Genomic DNA, 16,980 nt, shown 5'->3' on the forward strand with positions numbered 1-16,980 from the left:
TAAAAATGACAAACTTAAAAGAAAATACTTTATCAATAACAGAAAAATGTTATCAATATATGGTAGAAAATAACGTAGATAAATTAAATATATATGACTTTATAGATTATATAAAATCAACAGAAAATTTAGATGAAGATACTTTCTACAATCAAATATCTTATTTCTATACTGATTTAAACCTTGATGGAAGATTTGTTTGTGTAGAAGATGGTAAATGGATGCTAAAAGATAAATTGAGTGTAACAGAAATAGAAAAATATGTGGAACCTAGTATCAATACATATTCTATAGAAGAAGATGATGAAGATGAAGAAAAAGATGAAGAAGAAGACGAAGATATTCAAGATAAAAATATAGATGAAGAAAAAGAAGATGAAGAAGACGATGTAGAGCAAGACGAATTATTTTGCTATGACACTGATAATATAGTATCTAAATTTTCTGTAGAAGATGAAAAAGAAGAATTTTAAAAAATAATAATCACATTTAACTGTAAGAGCTTGTTTTTTATATTTGTTTTATATTAATATTAAAAAACAAACTCTTATTTTATATTATGATTTTTAATAATATTAATATAAAATAATTTTAGAGTGGAAAAGTTGTATTAATTATAAGAAATCTATTATAAAACATTTATAAATAACTTTATTACTATTTATGAATAATAATTAAAAATATAGATATTTTGTCATTAGATATAAGTTTTAAAAAATAAGTTTAAGCGAAATTGATATATAACAAATTGAAAAAAGATAAAAAAAATGAGTAAAATAATTAAATTTTTTTATTAAGTATGATATAATAGAAAAATATTAAGAAAAAGGCGGTATTTATTATGAAGCAAACAAAAACTTTTATACCTACAACTAGGGAAGTACCAGCTAATGCAGAAGCGATAAGTCATAAATTGTTAATTAAGGCAGGTATGGTTAAGCAAGTGTCAGCTGGAGTATACACATATCTACCCTTAGCTAATAATGTAATAGAAAAAATAAAAAGAATAATAAGAGAAGAACATGAAGCAATAGATGCATCAGAAGTCTTAATGCCTATATTACAATCTGCTGAATATTGGCAAAAGAGTGGTAGATGGAACAAAATGGGGCCAGAACTTATGAGAGTTAAAGATAGAAAAGATGCATGGTACGCTCTTCAACCTACATCAGAGGAAATAATGTGCCAAACAGTCGAAAATATGTTGACATCATATAAACAACTTCCTATATCTTTATATCAAATTCAAACAAAATTTAGAGATGAAGTTAGACCACGTTTAGGGCTTTTAAGATGTAAAGAATTTATAATGAAAGATTCATACTCTTTCCATGATTCACCTGAATCACTTCGTGAAGTATATATGGAACATTATAATGCATATAAAAAAATATATGATAGAATGGATCTAAAATATAGAATAGTACAAGCTGATTCTGGAAATATCGGAGGTAATTATACTCACGAATTTCAAGCTTTAGCAGACGTAGGAGAAGATGTAATAGTATATACTGAAGAATCTGACTACGCAGCAAATTTAGAAATTGCAAAAGTAGTAGAAGAAAATTATAAATTACCTAAATTTACTAAAAAAGAAAGAGATATAATAGAAACACCAGCACAAGAATCTATAGACGATATAGCTGCTTACTGCGGTGTTACTCCAGATAGAGCTTTAAAAGCATTGATGATAAAAGCAGACGGAGAACTTTATATGGTACTTATGTGTGGAAATGATCAGCTAAGTGAAGTTAAATTCAAAAAAGCTACTGGAACAAGCACTTATGAAATGGCATCACAAGAAGACATATTAAGCATAGGATCATGCCCAGGATATATAGGACCATTTGATGTTAAAGGGTGTAAAGTCATTGCTGATAACGCAGTAAAATATATGTATAATTACAGCTGTGGAGCAAACAAAAAAGGCTTCCACTTTATAAATGTAAATAAAGGCGATTATAAAGTAGACTCATATTATGATCTTAGAATGATAAACGAAGGAGATTTAGCAGAAGATTTATCAGGAAAAGTTAAATTTGCTAAAGGAATAGAAATAGGGCAAGTATTTGAGTTAGGGCAAGGATATTCTAAATCAATGAATATAACTTATCTAGATGCAAATGGGAAAAGCCAACCATTTTATATGGGATGTTATGGAATAGGAGTATCAAGATTACTTTCAGCAATAATAGAACAACACAATGATGAATATGGAATAAAATGGCCAAAAGAAGTAGCACCTTATCAAGTTCATCTAATTTGTGTAGATATGAAAAAAGAAGAACAAGAAATATTATCTGAAAAAATATACCAAGAATTAAAATCAGAAAAAGTAGAAATATTATATGATAATAGAAATGAAAGAGCTGGAGTTAAATTTAACGATGCAGACCTTATTGGTATCCCTCTTCAAATAATAGTAGGGAAAAAAGCAAAAGAAAATATAGTAGAATTAAAATATAGAGGAACTGGCGAAAAAATAGAAATTAAAACAGAAGAAATAGCAGACTTAATAAAAAAATTCTATAAATAAAAATTTTCAAGAAAATAATAAAAAAAAATCATCTTTAACATAAAAAGTAAAGATGATTTTTTTCTATTTATTTCAACTTGTAAAAAAAAGTTTTTAAAAAAATATGTTATACTAAAGTAAGTAAATAAAAAGGAGAATATATGACTAGTAAATATTTTTTATTATTGATAAAAGCATTAGAATTAGAAAACTTACTTGAGAAAGAAAATTTTTCTTCTATAATACTAAGAGAAATAGAAAAAGACAATAAAAATAAAAAATGGACATTTAATTTTGAAGCGGAATTTCTACCTTCAGCTGATGATTTATTTTTATTTATAAAAAAATTAAAAAGAAGATTTTTATCTGATTTTGAGTTAGATTATAATTTTAATATAACTAGTTGTAAAAATGAAACTATATTAGAGTATTTTAGCTTTGTAATTTCAAATGTTTTATCTAATGAAAAAGCAGTAGAGTTTATAATTAATAATGAAATAAAAATAGAAAATAAAGAAATTATAGTAGAAGTTTCGACTCCAACTATTTGGGAAAAATATATAGAAAATAATAAAAAATTTATAATTAATGAATATCATAAATTAGGTATTAATATTGATAATATAAAACCAAGTTTCAATATAAAAAAAATAATATCTAAAAAAGAAGAATATATAGATAATAAAATAAAAAAAGCAGAAGAAAAATTATCCGAAAAAAAAGAAGAAAAAATTCCTATTACATTTGAAAATAATATAAATTTTCAACCTAAAAAAATATTAGATACAGAAATATGTGATATCAAAGAAATTATAGGAATGTCTGGCATTACAAATATAGTAGGGCAAATTTTTGAGATAGAAAAAAGAGAATTTTCAAATGGAGGAGGACAATATTTAGTAAAACTTACTGACTATACCGAATCAATAATAATGAGAGTATTTCTAGAAAATAAAAATTCCAAATTTAAAATTAGTCCAAAAAAATTAAAAGTAATAGAAGAAATTAAAACTCTAAAAAAAGGTGACTATATAAAAATAAATGGAAGAACAATTTACGATGACTTTCTTAGAGATACTATAATAGAACCTTTTGCTATTGAAAAAGTATCAAAGAAAATAAAAGAAGATAATTATAGTGGAAAAAAAAGAATCGAATTAAGTATTCATACAAAGATGTCGCCTCTTGATGGTGTAAGTAGTGAAAAAGAATACATAGAAAGAGCAATACATTATGGGCATGAAGCATTGGCATTCACAGATCTTTATGGGGTTCAGGCGTATCCAGAAATAAGCATTAATACAAGAGATAAAAAAATAAAACCTATATATGGATTAAACGCATTTTTATGTGATGATAGTACATCTGCTACTACAAATAAAAGAGATATTTTATTAGACAATGCAACATATGTAGTCTTAGACGTTGAAACAACAGGACTTTCTGCAGAAAGAGATAGACTTATAGAAATAGCAGCTATAAAAATAAAAAATGGTAGAGAAATAGATACTTTTGAAAGTTATATTAACCCCAAAAGAAAAATATCAAGTTATATAACAAATTTGACAAGTATAACAAATGAAGATGTAAGTAAAGCTCCTTATGAAGAAGAAGTAATGAAAAATTTTCACTCTTGGTTAGATGACGAGGATATTTTGGTTGCACATAATGCAAAATTTGACCTTGGAATGATAGGAAAATCTTTTGAAAGATTAGGAATAATGAAAAAATTGAAATACTCTAGTATAGATACTTTATTTTTATCTAGAGCTATTAATAAAAATTTAAAAAGACATGGTTTGAGCACATTGACAAAATTTTATAAAGTAAAATTAACTCAGCATCATAGAGCAATATATGATACCAGAGCAACTTCAGAAATATTTATAAAAATGTTAGAACAGCTAAAAGAAAAAAATATAATTAACCATAATCAAATTGATGATAATATAGATACAAGATTAGCACATAGAAGACAAATGCCGTTTCCATGTTCGATTTTAGTGAAAAATAATAAAGGATTAAAAGACCTATTTAAGCTAGTTTCATATAGTTCAACAGAATTCTTATCTTCACAAAAACCAACCATACCAAAAAAAATATTAGAAAAATATAGAGATAATTTATTAATAGGAACTTCTAATTACAAAAATGAAGTTTTTGAAGAATTATTAAATTCTAGAGAAGAAAAAGTAAGTGAAATTATAAATTATTATGACTACATAGAAATTCAACCACTTCACCATTACGAAAAATTAATAACAAATGAGAGGGTATCAGATAAAGAAGAGTTAATAGAACAGATAAAAAAATTGATATCTTTAGCACGGCAAAAAGAAAAACTAGTTGTAGCAACAGGAGATGTGTATTATCTTGATGAATATCAACACGTTTATAGACAAATATTAAGGTTATCTGTAAAAAATAATCCTAGAGCAAAAGAAATTCAACCTTTATGTAATTTTTTGACTACAACAGAGATGTTAGAAGAATTTAGTTATCTAAAAGATAAGAAATTAATAGAAAATATAGTAATAAATAATACCCATAAAATAAATGCTTTAATAGAAGAAGTACAACCATTAAAAGAAAAACTTTATACTCCTAAAATAGAAGGAGCAGAGGAAGAAGTAAAAAATTTAAGTTACAGTAAAGCAAAAGAAATTTATGGAGAAAATATTCCGGATATAGTAGAGAAAAGGATAAAAAAAGAACTAAGTTCAATAATAGGAAATGGATTTAGTGTAATTTATTTAATATCAAGTAAATTAGTAAAAAAATCTTTAAGTGATGGTTATTTAGTAGGATCTAGGGGTTCTGTAGGATCATCATTTGTTGCTACACTTATGGATATAACCGAAGTTAATCCTCTTGTTCCACACTATATATGTAAAAAATGCAAATATAGTGAATTTTTTACAAATAATGAATATGCTTCAGGGTTTGATCTTCCTAATAAAAATTGCCCTAATTGCAATATAAAAATGAAAAAAGATGGACAAGATATACCTTTTGAAACGTTTCTAGGATTTAAAGGAGATAAAGTTCCGGATATTGATTTAAACTTTTCAGGAGATTACCAGCCTATAGCACATAATTTCACAAAAGAAATTTTTGGAACTGATCATGTCTATAGAGCTGGAACAATAGGAACAGTTGCAAGTAAGACAGCTTATGCGTTTACGAGAGATTATTATGAAAAAAATGGTATAGAAAAAAGAAAAATAGATTTAGAAAGAATTGCTAGTGGTTGCGAAGGTGCAAAGAGAACTACAGGACAGCACCCTGGAGGAATATTAGTAGTTCCTAGTGATATGGAAATTTTTGACTTTACACCTTATCAGTATCCTGCAGATGATGAAAACAGTCCATGGAGAACAACGCATTTTGATTTTCACTCTATACATGATAATATTTTAAAATTTGATATTTTAGGTCATGATGATCCAACAATGATTAGAAAACTTCAAGACCTTTCAGGTATTGATCCACGAGAAATTGATGTTTCAGATGAAGATGTTATGAAAATTTTTTCTTCACCAGATGTTTTGGGGATAACAAGTGATTCTATGGGATGTAAGACAGGGACACTTGGAATACCTGAATTTGGAACAAATTTTGTAATACAAATGCTAGAAGACACAAAACCTACTACCTACTCAGAACTTGTCCAAATTTCTGGACTTTCTCATGGTACTGACGTATGGCTTGGAAACGCAAAAGATTTGATTAAAAATAAAATATGTACTTTAAAAGAAGTTATAGGTTGTAGAGATGATATAATGATATACCTAATATATGCAGGATTAGAAGAAAGTTTAGCATTTAAAATAATGGAAAGTGTAAGAAAAGGAAAAGGTCTTACTGAAGAATGGGAAAAAATAATGAAAGAAAAAAATGTGCCACAATGGTATATAGATTCTTGTAAAAAAATAAAATATATGTTCCCAAAAGCACACGCAGCAGCCTATGTTCTTATGGCATTAAGGATAGCGTGGTTTAAAGTACATCAACCTATAATTTACTATTGTGCCTATTTTTCTATTCGGGCAAAAGACTATGATTTAAAAAATGTTGTAAAAGGTAAAGAATTTTTAGCTAAAAGAATTAAGCAAATAAAAGAGATTGACAAAAAAGAATTGACAGTAAAAATGCAAGATTCTTTAATTAGTTATGAAATAATTTATGAAATGCTAGAAAGAGGATACACTATAGAAAAGGTAGACATAGAAAAATCACAAAGTTTTGACTACTTAATAGAGGGTAAAAGCTTAATTCCACCATTTTCAATAGTTCCGTCATTAGGAGAAAATGTAGCAGTAAGAATAGTTAAAGCAAGAGAAGAAAATAAGTTTTTATCAGTCGAAGATTTTGCTTCTAGAGGAGGAGTATCAAGTACAATAATAGAATATTTAAGAGATATAGGAAGCTTAAAGGGATTGCCAGAAAAAGCACAACTGTCAATTTTTGATAATATATTTTAATCATTTTTCTATATCATAGATAAAATAAAAAAATGTAAGGTAAAACTTACATTTTTTTTATTATAATTTAAAAATCGTTAAAATGCAGGACTATAAATTCCTTTGTATTTTTCTTCAATCATTTTTTTAACTTTTTCAGTTGTTAAGGCTTTTTTCAAAGCTTCTATGCCTTTATCCATTTTGTTATCATCACGACTAACTAATGAAAGTGCATAGTAGTTTTGATCTTCTTTTTCTTCTTTTATAACTGCATTATCTTTTGGATTAAGTCCTAGTTTAGAAATTTTATCTGGATAGTTAAATGCTAAATCTTTTTCATTATAAGCTTCATTTAGATTTAATAATGAAACTTTGACCAATTTGATATTTTTAGGATTTTCTACTATATCATTTTCAGTAGAAGTGAAACTATTGTTATCATTTAATTTTATAACGCCATTTTTAGCTAAAAGTCTTAAAGCTCTACTCATATTAGTAGGATCAGATGGAACAGCTACTTCTGCTCCTTCTTTTATATCTTTAATATCTTTTATATCTTTGCCATAAAAAGCTCCAGTAAAATCATATATTTTTTGAATTTGAACTAGATTTGAGTTTGTTCCTTTATTATATGCTTCCATGAAAGGTTTGTGTTGGAAGAAGTTAGCATCTACTTCTTTATTTTTTAATGCTTCGTTTGGTTGTTTGTAATCAGAAAAATTTACTATTTCTAAAGTATATCCATCTTTAGCTAAATCTTCTTTAGTAGCTTCTAGTATATCTGTAACAACTTGAATATTAGCTGCTCCTACTTTTAAAACTTTTTTATCTTTATTGCTATTTTCTTTTGTAGAACATCCCACCAATACTAACACTAAAGCTAGAAAACTAATTAATATTTTTAATGTTTTTTTCATTGTAAACTCCTTAAAATTCTATTTTTTTACTACTTTATTTGCTATGTAATATCCAATTAGTTGAATAATATAAACATAGATAATAAAAATAATTACAAGTAAATACATTAGAGGATAGTTATAATCTTGATAACCAAATCTATAGGCAAATTCTCCTAGTCCTCCGGCACCGATTACTCCCATAACTGTTGAATAAGAAAGGGTGCTTATTGCTACCGAAGTGAAGGAAAGAATAAGGTCTATTTTTATGGAAGGAAGTAAAAAATATCTGATTATTTGAAATTTATTAGCTCCCATACTTATAGCTCTGTCTACTATGTTATGTGAAACATTTAGTAAAGCTTGTTCTACAAATCTTGTGTAAATACTAATAGATACAAGGGCTAAAGGAAGTGTCGCTGCTAAATTTCCAAAAGCTGTTCCAAATAAAAATCTATTTAAAGGTATTAAAATAAAAATAAATATTAAAAATGGAACACTTCTTAACATATTTAAAATAATGCTCAAAAGTTCATAAATAAGAGAATTTTTAAGTAAATATTCTTTATTCAATGAAAATAAAAGTATTCCTAAAGGGATAGATAATACTAAACAAACTGTCATTGATATAAAAAGCATGAAATTTGTTTCCATAAACGATATTAGTATTTCATTTTGGTATTTTTGTATAAGATTAATCATTTAGTAAAAACTCCTTTAGATAGTTAAAATAGTCTTTATTATAATCATTTTCCTTTGGTTTTACAGGAATTATAATATCTCTTATTTTAGATTTATCCATTAAAATTACTCTATCACAAAAATTTTTTAAAATAGCTAAATTGTGTGAAACTATTATTATGGAAATATTTAATGTTTTTTTTAATTTCATAAGAAGGTCAAAAACTTCTTTTTCACTGTCTGTATCAAGGGATGAACTTATTTCATCACATAAAATAACTTTTGGATTTTGCAAAATACTCATTGCTATAGCTACACGTTGTTTTTGTCCGCCACTTAAATTTTTACAAGTAGTATTTTTGAAATCGTAGATATTCATAAATTTTAAAATATTATCTATTTTTTCTTTGTTTATAGGCTCTTTGTTTAATTTGTAAATAAGAGATAGGTGGTAGAAAACAGTTTTTGTTTCTAATAAATTTGAATTTTGAAAAATATATGAAACATCTTTTTTCATAATTCTTTTTTCAAATTTATTCATTTTAGAAACTTCTTTATCATTATAAATAATCTCTCCGGCATCAAATTTAATTAAAGCATTTATAATTTTTAATATTGTACTTTTTCCGCACCCGTTAGGACCTATTATTCCTAATACTTCGTTATCATTGACATTAAATGATAAATTTTCTATTTTAAAATTTGAATCAGAAAAATATTTGGAAATATTTTTAACTTTAATAATCATAATAATCCTCCTAATGAAAAATATATCATTTTATAAGCTGTTTCGCAATTAATATGCTTTCATCTTTAAACTTCAAAGCTTTAAGAAACTAGAAAAGGCAAAGTTTATAAAAATTTTAATTAAGCTGTATCAATATAAAAATTTAATCTGTATAAATGAAAAAATAAAAAGTATTAAAATTATTGTAATATGGGTTATAATTAAGTTAATAAAAGAAACTGGAGAAAAAGATGAAAATAAAAATTTTATGTGTAGGAAAAATTAAAGAAAAATTTTTTAATGAGGCATTGCTAGAATATAAAAAAAGACTTTCTGGATATTGTAAGATAGAAATAATAGAAGTTAGTGATGAAAAAATAAAATATGAAAATGATAGTAATAAAGAAATAGCTATGAAAAAAGAAGGAGAAAGACTATTAGCTAAAATAAAAGATAATGACTATCTAATTACTTTGGAAATAAAAGGAGAAAAAATGTCTAGTGAAAACTTGGCTAATAAGATAAATAAATTATCTATAGAAGGAGTAAGTAATATAGTTTTTTTAATAGGCGGAAGTTATGGGATAAATAAAGAGGTAAGAAATAGAAGTAATTTTAGTTTGTCATTTAGTGAAATGACATTTCCTCATCAGTTAATGAGAGTAGTTTTATTGGAACAAATTTATAGAACTTTTAAAATAAATAAAAATGAACCTTATCACAAATAATGATAAGTTTATTTAATAAAATAAAATTTCAACTTAGGTTATAACACACAAAATTTTATGATACCATATATATTGTTATATTACAATGAAACAGTTTTTGTTATTTTTAGAAGTTAAATTAATAAGCGTTATAAATATTAATAATAAAAAAAATTATATTCTTGAATAATTTTCAGATTTGTAATATAATAAATTATCAACAATTGATTATTTTTCAATTCAATATATAAGGAGTAATTATGTGTATTGATGAATTAAGAACTGCATTCTCTAATCTAGAAAATATATTATTAGAATTTAATAAAGATAATTTTGAATCTGAATTAGAAGGTTTAGGTATGAAATTGAAAACTACTGATACTTCTGATTTAAAGAATCATCTAGATTCTAAAGAATGTGGTCTATGTATAGTTTACAACATTGAGAAATGTGGTAAAAAAAATATTAATTGTGTATCATCATTAAAAGAATTAAAATATAATTTAAAAAATAATGATTTAGACTTGTCTAATTTATCTATTAAAATATATAGTTTTAAAAATGATGATTCTATAAATAATTTAATATTAAATTCAGTTATAAGTAGATTGAAAAATCTTTTTATATCTGGGATAAAATAAATTTATAAGATTTATAATAGGAAGTGAAATCATTTCCTATTATTTTTGTGCTGATTATGAAAAAAGAAATAAGAGAAAAATTAATAAAAAAAAGAGATAATATTTTAGTAGGTAAAAGAAAATTATCAGATGAAAAATTAATAAAAAATTTAGAAAAATTAGATATATTTAATGAAGCGAAAAAGGTATTTATTTATGTTAATTTTAAAAGTGAAGTTAATACTAAAATACTAATAAAAAAATATCTTTTTAATAAAAGAATATTTGTTCCAAAAATAGTAAATGACAAAATGAAGTTAATAGAAATATTTTCTTTAGATGAATTAGAGAAAGGTAATTTTTCACTTTTAGAACCAAAAGGAAATAATTACTACTGTGGATCTGTAGATGTTGTTATAGTTCCCGGGTTATCTTATGATTTAAAAGGATATAGGATAGGATATGGAAAAGGGTACTATGATAAATATTTAACCAAAGGAGAATATAAAAATTCAATAGGTCTTTGTTATGAAGAGATGTTAAGTGAAGATTTGTATTCAACTTTAAATGATAGAAATGTAGATTTTATTGTCACAGATAACAGAATAATAAAGAGTAAAAAAGATAATTTTATAATTACAACGAGTGTAAAAAAAGACAAAGAACTAGAAAATAAAGCAAAGAATTTTGCTAAAAAATTTGGAGTTAAATATATAGTTAGAGAAAAAAACACAATAAGTAGGTTTTTAAAATTTTATAAGAATTTATTTTTAGTTTATAAAAATAAATTAATATTTTTAAGTGAAAATAATAAATTCTTTTTTCATTTAGATACTGCTATGTTAAGGATTAAAAATAAAAAAGAACCTATCCTAGACATTATAGGAGAAAAAAAGCAAAGTATATTAGATGCTACTATGGGACTTTGCCGAGATAGTATAGTACTTAGTTATTTTGGTCATGAATTAACAGCATTAGAAAAAAATAAAATAGTTTTCGAAATAGTAAAAGATGGCATGAAAAATTTAGAAATTGAAGATGAAAAAATTATAAATGCTATTAAGAAAATAAAATTAATTAATATAGATAATTTAGAATATTTAAGACAAAGCCCGGATAATGAATATGACATAATTTATGCAGATTTTATGTTTTGTAAAAAAATAAAAAATTCTGATAATCTAAATTCTTTAGAAAAAATAGTAAAAAAAAGTGGAATGACAGAAGAATTTTTAACTGAAGCAAAGAGAGTTGCAAGAAAAAAAATAATAATAAAAGCTCACATATTGGATAATATTTTTCAAAAATTTAATTTTAAAAGAATTAGAAAAAGTGGTGCTGAGTTTAATTATGGAGTAGTTGAATTAAAAAAAGACAAGAATGAAGATAATATAAAAAATATATAATAAAATGTATTTTTATTTTAGTTTTAATGCTTAAAAAAATATTAAAAAAACAAAATTCATTTTTTAAAAGATGGGAAGTTATTAAATTTTTTGAATATTTTTTCTCTTTATTTAAGACATATTAACATAAAAATAGCAAAAAATTATTTTATTTTTTCGTTTACTTATTTTTATAATTTTATGTTATAAATGATCGGCTTCATAATTATCTTATTTAAGTTAAAGTAGTATTATAAAAGATGTTTTAATTTGTTTTTTCAATAGAAAGAGTGAAATTTATTATTTTGAAAGTATTAAGAAATATGTTAAAATTTTAAACATAATTTTAAAATATTATTAAAATGAAACGTTTTAGTTGTATTTTTAATATAAAAATTGTAAAATAAAAAGAAAAAATTAAGGAGGGAAAAATGGAAGCAATCATAATTGAGGATGATAAATTATTAGCGGCTAGACTTTCTAGTTTTCTTTCGCAAAAATATGAAACTTGTATTTATTATGATAGTGCGGAGGGATTAGAAAAGATAAAAAATGGAAATTATGATTTAATAGTTGTAGATAGTATATTGCCAAAAAAAAATATAAATAAATTTTTAAAAGAATTAAAAGAATGTGGCATTCAAATACCCACGGTTATTTTAACATTTACTACAACTATAGAAGAACGAATAGAAATTGCAGATTATTCATTTGCAGAGTACTTTGTGAAGCATAATACAAAAGAGAATTTTTTAAATATAATTGATAATCTTGTTAAAAGATATACAAATCAAAAAAATACCAATATTATTAGTTATAAAAATTTATCAATAGAAATAAATAATAAAAAAGTTCATTTTATTGACAAAGAGATTTCAACAATAAAAGGAAAGTATTTTGACTTGCTTTACTTTTTTGTATTAAATAATAATATTGTTCTAAAAAAAGAAGAAATATTTGAAAGAGTTTGGGGCGTAGATAGCGAAACTACAATGAATGCTATAGAAGTTTACATATCGGGCTTGAGGAAAGAACTTAAAAAAGTAGGATGCGAAAATTACTTAAAAACAATTAGGGGAGTAGGATACTCTTTTTCATAAATTAAATATATTATAAAATATATGAATTTTTTACTGACTTTTAAAATTTTTTATTAAAATAAGTCAGTTTATTTTTATTTTATTTTCTAAAAAAGTATAATAAAGGAAAAATGAATTAAAAGAGGTAAGTGATTTGAATAAATTTAAGGAACTTTTTATGTGTGCAAGACCACATAGTTTTCCAGCTACTTTTGCACCTATATTTGTAGGTACAAGTTTTTCATTATTTTATAAAATTAATTTTAAAATAGATAATTTTATTTTATTTTTGGTAATCTGCTTGTTAATACAATCTGCAACTAATTTATTTAATGAATATTACGATTATAAAAGAGGACTTGATAAAATTGATTCTCAAGGGATATCAGCATCTATATTAAGAAAAAAGTTATCAGAGAAAGAAGTTCTTAATTTTGCTAAGTTATTATATATAATAGCTTTATTTCTAGGAATAATATTATCATTAAAAACTTCTTTATATCTTTTGGCTATTGGCATATTATCAATGGTATTTGGTTACATATATACTGGCGGTAAATATCCAATTGCTTATACACCTTTTGGAGAGATAACGGCAGGTTATTTATGGGAAGTATAATGGTATCAGTTTCTTTTTATTTACAGACAGGTTTTATAAATATAATGAGTACGATTATATCTATACCTATGTTTATTTTAGTAGGTAATATTCTTCTTGCTAATAATATAAGAGATAATATAAATGATAAAATATCAGGGAGAAAAACTTTTACTATTTTGTTTGGAAAAAAAATATCAGTAATTGTTTTAGGTATATCCTTTATATTAATATATTTATTTAATATATTATTAATTTTCACAAAATATGGTTCTTTATATAATCTTCTAATATTTATAACTCTTCCTTTATCTATAAAGATAATAAAAGGTTTTTTAAAAAATGACACAAAAGAAAAAATGGCACCTTATATGGTGTATACTGCTAAATTAACTATTTTTTCAGGAATAATAATTTCTTTTGTTAATATAGTAAATAGTATAAAATAAAAAAAGGATTTTTAAAAAATAATCCTTTTTTTATTTTATATCAAATTCTAATTCTTTTTCCTTGCAAGATATAATTTGAAAATTATTATTTGTTTTTTCTATTAACCAATTTAAAAAGATTTTTTCCTCTTCTGCTATGACATAAATAACATAATTTATTTTATCAGTAAATATAGTATCTTTTAAAATAAAATTAGTTTTTTTTAATTCATATTCTATTTTTCCATTTAGTGAATAAGGTATTTCAAAATTATAAATAAATGCTTTTTTTCTTTCTACTAAAGTTGAAAGTTTTAAAGCTTCGATAATTCCGCCGCTATATGCTCTTACCAAACCTCCTGTACCGAGTTTAATACCTCCAAAATATCTTATAACTATAGCACAGACATTTTTTATATTATTTTTTATTAGTATTTCTAACATTGGTTTTCCTGCCGTACCAGAGGGTTCTCCATCATCATTTGATCTAAGAATTTGATTTTTTTCTCCAAAAACAAAGGCAGAACAAACGTGAGTTGCATCATAGTATTTTTTTTTATATTCATTGATAAAATTTTTTGCTTCTTCTTCAGAATTTATTTTTTTCAAAATAGAGATGAATTTAGATTTTTTAATTGTATTTTCTATTTTTATATTTTCTTTTATTGTGATAAATTTTTCAGACATATTACTCCTTAACAAATTTTATAAATTTGACTATATTATAAGTCAAAAAATACTTTAAATCAAAATTCTTTATATAATTTATTGTAACAACAAGGTGAATAAATTAATATTTTCTTATTGGTATTTATTAAAATAAATTTTAAAAATAATATTTCTATTAAACTATTGAATTTAAATATATAATGTTATAAAATAGTATATGTTATTTTTATAAATATATTATTATAAAAAATAACTAAAAAAAACATTAATAAGCAGAGGAAAAATGAAAAAAATTAAGATAATAACTGATTCAGCAAGTGATTTAAATAAAGAAGAAATAGAAAAATTTAATATAGAAGTTTTACCAATTACTGTAACAGTTGATGGAGTAGAGTATAAAGATATATCTAATGAGGAATATATTTATAAAATGAGAGAAGCGAAAAATTTTTTTACAAGTCAGCCTTCATTAGGACTTTTTTTAGAAAAATATGAAAAATGGACTTCTCTAGGATACGAGATTATTTCAATTCATATATCTGACTCTTTAAGTGGGACATGTAAAACAGCTTTATCGGCTTCTAAGGAGTTTGAAGGAGTTTATGTAATTGACTCAATGACTGCTTCTGTAGGAATTAAATATTTAATCAAATATTGTTACGATATGATAAATAAGGGGATAGATATTTCAGATATTTATGGTAGGGTTTTAGAAAAAAGGCAAGATATATTTACTTATGTAACCATTGATACGCTAGATAATTTAGTAAAGGGAGGAAGGCTTAGAAAGACTGCTGGACTTATAGGAAACCTATTCAATTTAAAAATTTTGACAAAATTAGAAAATGGAGAATTAAAACTAGTAGAAAAAGCTAGAGGAAAAAGAAAGTTAGTAGCATCACTTATAAAAACAATAAAATGCGATTTAGAAAACAGAAAAATAAAAAAAATAAGTTTGGCAAATGTATTGTCTTATGAATATGTCAACATGATAAAAGATGAAATACTAAGAGAGTTTGATTATAATATAAAAGAAGAAGATATAATTATAACTACTCCTGCAATATCTACTCATGCTGGAGAAAAAGCGGTAGGAATAGTTATAGAAGCAATTTAGAATATGTAATTAATTGTTAATTTCTTAAAAAAATGATACAATGTATAAGTTAAAAAGGAGGGGATAGTTTGACATTTGCATCAGAGATGAAAAAAGAATTAACAATGATAAACATAACTAATGAAGAAAAGTTTTTATCAGAACTATCGGCTCTTGTGAAAATGACTGGAATATTAACCATAAATAATGGGCGACTTAGTATAAGTATGCAGACAGAAAATGCTTCTATAGCAAGAAGAATATTCTCATTAATAAAATTTTTTTATGATGAAAATATACACATATCAGTTAGAAAAAAAATGAAATTAAAAAAAAATAATGTATACATATGTAGATTAACTGATAATGTCAAAGACATTTTAGGTAGCTTATTTATAATTAATGAGGATTATACATTAAAGGAAAAAATAGATAAAAATTTAATAGATACTGATGAGAAAAAAAGAAGTTATATAAGAGGAGCGTTTTTGGCAGGAGGAAGTGTTAATAATCCTAAAACTTCAAGTTATCATTTAGAAATAATTACAAATGATATAAATCACGCTATTGAACTTAAAGATTTGATAAATTCATATGATCTTAATGCTAGAGTTTTAGAAAGGAAAAAAGGTTTTATAGTATATATAAAAGAATCAGAAAAAATATCTAATTTTATAAATATTGTAGGAGCTTTTCAAGCGTTATTTCAATTTGAAGACGAAAGAATAGTAAGAGACATAAATAATTCTGTCAATCGTATGCAAAATTGCGATTTAGCAAACATGAACAAAACAGTTAATGCCTCTACAAAGCAGGTAGAGGAAATAAATATAATCCAAAAGAGTATAGGATTGGAGAATTTAAGTGAAAAACTTAGAATAGTTGCAGAATTAAGATTAAAGTATCAAGAATTACCATTAAAAGATTTGGCAGAAAAAATGGGAGATGATAAAATTTCTAAATCAGGATTAAATCACAGGTTTAGAAAAATTTCTCAAATAGCAAATGAAATAAAAAACGAGCTTTATGAAAAAGCATCTAAAAAGAGTTAAATTAACTTTTTAAGGTGACCCCATAAAGTTGGATCTAATACCAGAGTTAGAACTAAACTAGCTC

15 protein-coding genes are annotated in these 16,980 nt (G+C 24.1%); 11 read left to right on the forward strand and 4 right to left on the reverse strand.

The window, feature by feature from the left end; genetic code table 11:
* The first annotated feature begins 5 nt into the window (after window positions 1-5).
* The 3 genes from rpoE to HMPREF1871_RS00705 all read left to right on the forward strand — a co-directional run bounded on the left by rpoE (window position 6) and on the right by HMPREF1871_RS00705 (window position 6,999).
* The gene (rpoE, locus tag HMPREF1871_RS00695; protein WP_066128620.1) at window positions 6-473 is read left to right on the forward strand and encodes a DNA-directed RNA polymerase subunit delta; all 468 of its coding nucleotides are present in this window, start codon (window positions 6-8) and stop codon (window positions 471-473) included.
* 368 nt (window positions 474-841) lie between these two features.
* Complete coding sequence (locus HMPREF1871_RS00700; RefSeq protein WP_066128623.1) at window positions 842-2,536, forward strand: proline--tRNA ligase; 1,695 nt, start codon at window positions 842-844, stop codon at window positions 2,534-2,536.
* Window positions 2,537-2,676: 140 nt separating this feature from the next.
* On the forward strand, window positions 2,677-6,999 hold the full coding sequence (locus HMPREF1871_RS00705; RefSeq protein WP_066128627.1) for a PolC-type DNA polymerase III: 4,323 nt from the start codon (window positions 2,677-2,679) through the stop codon (window positions 6,997-6,999).
* Window positions 7,000-7,076: 77 nt separating this feature from the next.
* Here HMPREF1871_RS00705 and HMPREF1871_RS00710 read toward each other — a convergent pair whose 3' ends face one another.
* The 3 genes from HMPREF1871_RS00710 to HMPREF1871_RS00720 are packed head-to-tail and all read right to left on the reverse strand — an operon-like array spanning window position 7,077 to window position 9,303.
* A complete protein-coding gene (locus HMPREF1871_RS00710) occupies window positions 7,077-7,895 on the reverse strand; it encodes a MetQ/NlpA family ABC transporter substrate-binding protein (RefSeq protein ID WP_066128630.1) in 819 nt (272 codons plus the stop codon).
* An 18-nt stretch (window positions 7,896-7,913) separates the two neighbouring features.
* Window positions 7,914-8,576, reverse strand: a complete 663-nt coding sequence (locus HMPREF1871_RS00715) for a methionine ABC transporter permease (RefSeq protein WP_066128633.1) — start codon at window positions 8,574-8,576, stop codon at window positions 7,914-7,916.
* Window positions 8,569-9,303, reverse strand: coding sequence for an ATP-binding cassette domain-containing protein (locus HMPREF1871_RS00720; protein ID WP_066128636.1), 735 nt, complete (start codon window positions 9,301-9,303; stop codon window positions 8,569-8,571). The genes HMPREF1871_RS00715 and HMPREF1871_RS00720 overlap by 8 nt, the downstream gene beginning before the upstream one ends.
* Before the next feature lie 230 nt (window positions 9,304-9,533).
* On the opposite strand from HMPREF1871_RS00720, the gene rlmH reads away from it, so the two are divergent.
* From rlmH to HMPREF1871_RS06425, 6 genes are all read left to right on the forward strand, one after another.
* A complete protein-coding gene (rlmH, locus tag HMPREF1871_RS00725; protein ID WP_066128639.1) occupies window positions 9,534-10,010 on the forward strand; it encodes a 23S rRNA (pseudouridine(1915)-N(3))-methyltransferase RlmH in 477 nt (158 codons plus the stop codon).
* A gap of 239 nt (window positions 10,011-10,249) precedes the next feature.
* On the forward strand, window positions 10,250-10,630 hold the full coding sequence (locus HMPREF1871_RS00730; protein WP_066128641.1) for a hypothetical protein: 381 nt from the start codon (window positions 10,250-10,252) through the stop codon (window positions 10,628-10,630).
* Between the two features lie 56 nt (window positions 10,631-10,686).
* Window positions 10,687-12,015 carry a 5-formyltetrahydrofolate cyclo-ligase gene (locus HMPREF1871_RS00735; protein ID WP_066128642.1) on the forward strand — a complete coding sequence of 443 codons (1,329 nt, stop codon included), beginning with the start codon at window positions 10,687-10,689 and terminating at the stop codon, window positions 12,013-12,015.
* A 410-nt stretch (window positions 12,016-12,425) separates the two neighbouring features.
* Complete coding sequence (locus HMPREF1871_RS00740) at window positions 12,426-13,094, forward strand: response regulator transcription factor (protein WP_066128643.1); 669 nt, start codon at window positions 12,426-12,428, stop codon at window positions 13,092-13,094.
* A 133-nt stretch (window positions 13,095-13,227) separates the two neighbouring features.
* On the forward strand, window positions 13,228-13,692 hold the full coding sequence (locus tag HMPREF1871_RS06420) for a UbiA family prenyltransferase (protein WP_269746029.1): 465 nt from the start codon (window positions 13,228-13,230) through the stop codon (window positions 13,690-13,692).
* Window positions 13,680-14,120, forward strand: a complete 441-nt coding sequence (locus HMPREF1871_RS06425; RefSeq protein ID WP_269746030.1) for a prenyltransferase — start codon at window positions 13,680-13,682, stop codon at window positions 14,118-14,120. The genes HMPREF1871_RS06420 and HMPREF1871_RS06425 overlap by 13 nt, the downstream gene beginning before the upstream one ends.
* 30 nt (window positions 14,121-14,150) lie before the next feature.
* Here HMPREF1871_RS06425 and HMPREF1871_RS00750 read toward each other — a convergent pair whose 3' ends face one another.
* Entirely contained in the window at window positions 14,151-14,786 is a 636-nt protein-coding gene (locus HMPREF1871_RS00750; RefSeq protein ID WP_066128646.1) for a YigZ family protein, read from the reverse strand.
* A gap of 265 nt (window positions 14,787-15,051) precedes the next feature.
* On the opposite strand from HMPREF1871_RS00750, the gene HMPREF1871_RS00755 reads away from it, so the two are divergent.
* Both HMPREF1871_RS00755 and whiA read left to right on the forward strand, forming a co-directional pair.
* Window positions 15,052-15,885, forward strand: a complete 834-nt coding sequence (locus HMPREF1871_RS00755) for a DegV family protein (RefSeq protein ID WP_066128649.1) — start codon at window positions 15,052-15,054, stop codon at window positions 15,883-15,885.
* Window positions 15,886-15,953: 68 nt separating this feature from the next.
* The gene (whiA, locus tag HMPREF1871_RS00760) at window positions 15,954-16,916 is read left to right on the forward strand and encodes a DNA-binding protein WhiA (protein ID WP_066128652.1); all 963 of its coding nucleotides are present in this window, start codon (window positions 15,954-15,956) and stop codon (window positions 16,914-16,916) included.
* Window positions 16,917-16,980 lie beyond the last annotated feature (64 nt).

Origin of the sequence: Gemelliphila asaccharolytica (assembly GCF_001553005.1) — a bacterium.
Classification (GTDB): Bacteria; Bacillota; Bacilli; order Staphylococcales; family Gemellaceae; genus Gemelliphila; species Gemelliphila asaccharolytica.

Bases quoted from the DNA above. Each gene is read 5' to 3' on its own strand.
- HMPREF1871_RS00735 (WP_066128642.1), top strand. From the start codon at position 10,687: ATGAAAAAAGAAATAAGAGAAAAATTAATAAAAAAAAGAGATAATATT.
- rpoE (WP_066128620.1), top strand. From the start codon at position 6: ATGACAAACTTAAAAGAAAATACTTTATCAATAACAGAAAAATGTTAT.
- HMPREF1871_RS00755 (WP_066128649.1), top strand. From the start codon at position 15,052: ATGAAAAAAATTAAGATAATAACTGATTCAGCAAGTGATTTAAATAAA.
- HMPREF1871_RS00700 (WP_066128623.1), top strand. From the start codon at position 842: ATGAAGCAAACAAAAACTTTTATACCTACAACTAGGGAAGTACCAGCT.
- HMPREF1871_RS00720 (WP_066128636.1), bottom strand. From the start codon at position 9,303: ATGATTATTAAAGTTAAAAATATTTCCAAATATTTTTCTGATTCAAAT.
- HMPREF1871_RS00730 (WP_066128641.1), top strand. From the start codon at position 10,250: ATGTGTATTGATGAATTAAGAACTGCATTCTCTAATCTAGAAAATATA.
- HMPREF1871_RS00705 (WP_066128627.1), top strand. From the start codon at position 2,677: ATGACTAGTAAATATTTTTTATTATTGATAAAAGCATTAGAATTAGAA.
- HMPREF1871_RS00740 (WP_066128643.1), top strand. From the start codon at position 12,426: ATGGAAGCAATCATAATTGAGGATGATAAATTATTAGCGGCTAGACTT.
- HMPREF1871_RS00710 (WP_066128630.1), bottom strand. From the start codon at position 7,895: ATGAAAAAAACATTAAAAATATTAATTAGTTTTCTAGCTTTAGTGTTA.
- HMPREF1871_RS00750 (WP_066128646.1), bottom strand. From the start codon at position 14,786: ATGTCTGAAAAATTTATCACAATAAAAGAAAATATAAAAATAGAAAAT.
- rlmH (WP_066128639.1), top strand. From the start codon at position 9,534: ATGAAAATAAAAATTTTATGTGTAGGAAAAATTAAAGAAAAATTTTTT.
- HMPREF1871_RS06425 (WP_269746030.1), top strand. From the start codon at position 13,680: ATGGGAAGTATAATGGTATCAGTTTCTTTTTATTTACAGACAGGTTTT.
- HMPREF1871_RS00715 (WP_066128633.1), bottom strand. From the start codon at position 8,576: ATGATTAATCTTATACAAAAATACCAAAATGAAATACTAATATCGTTT.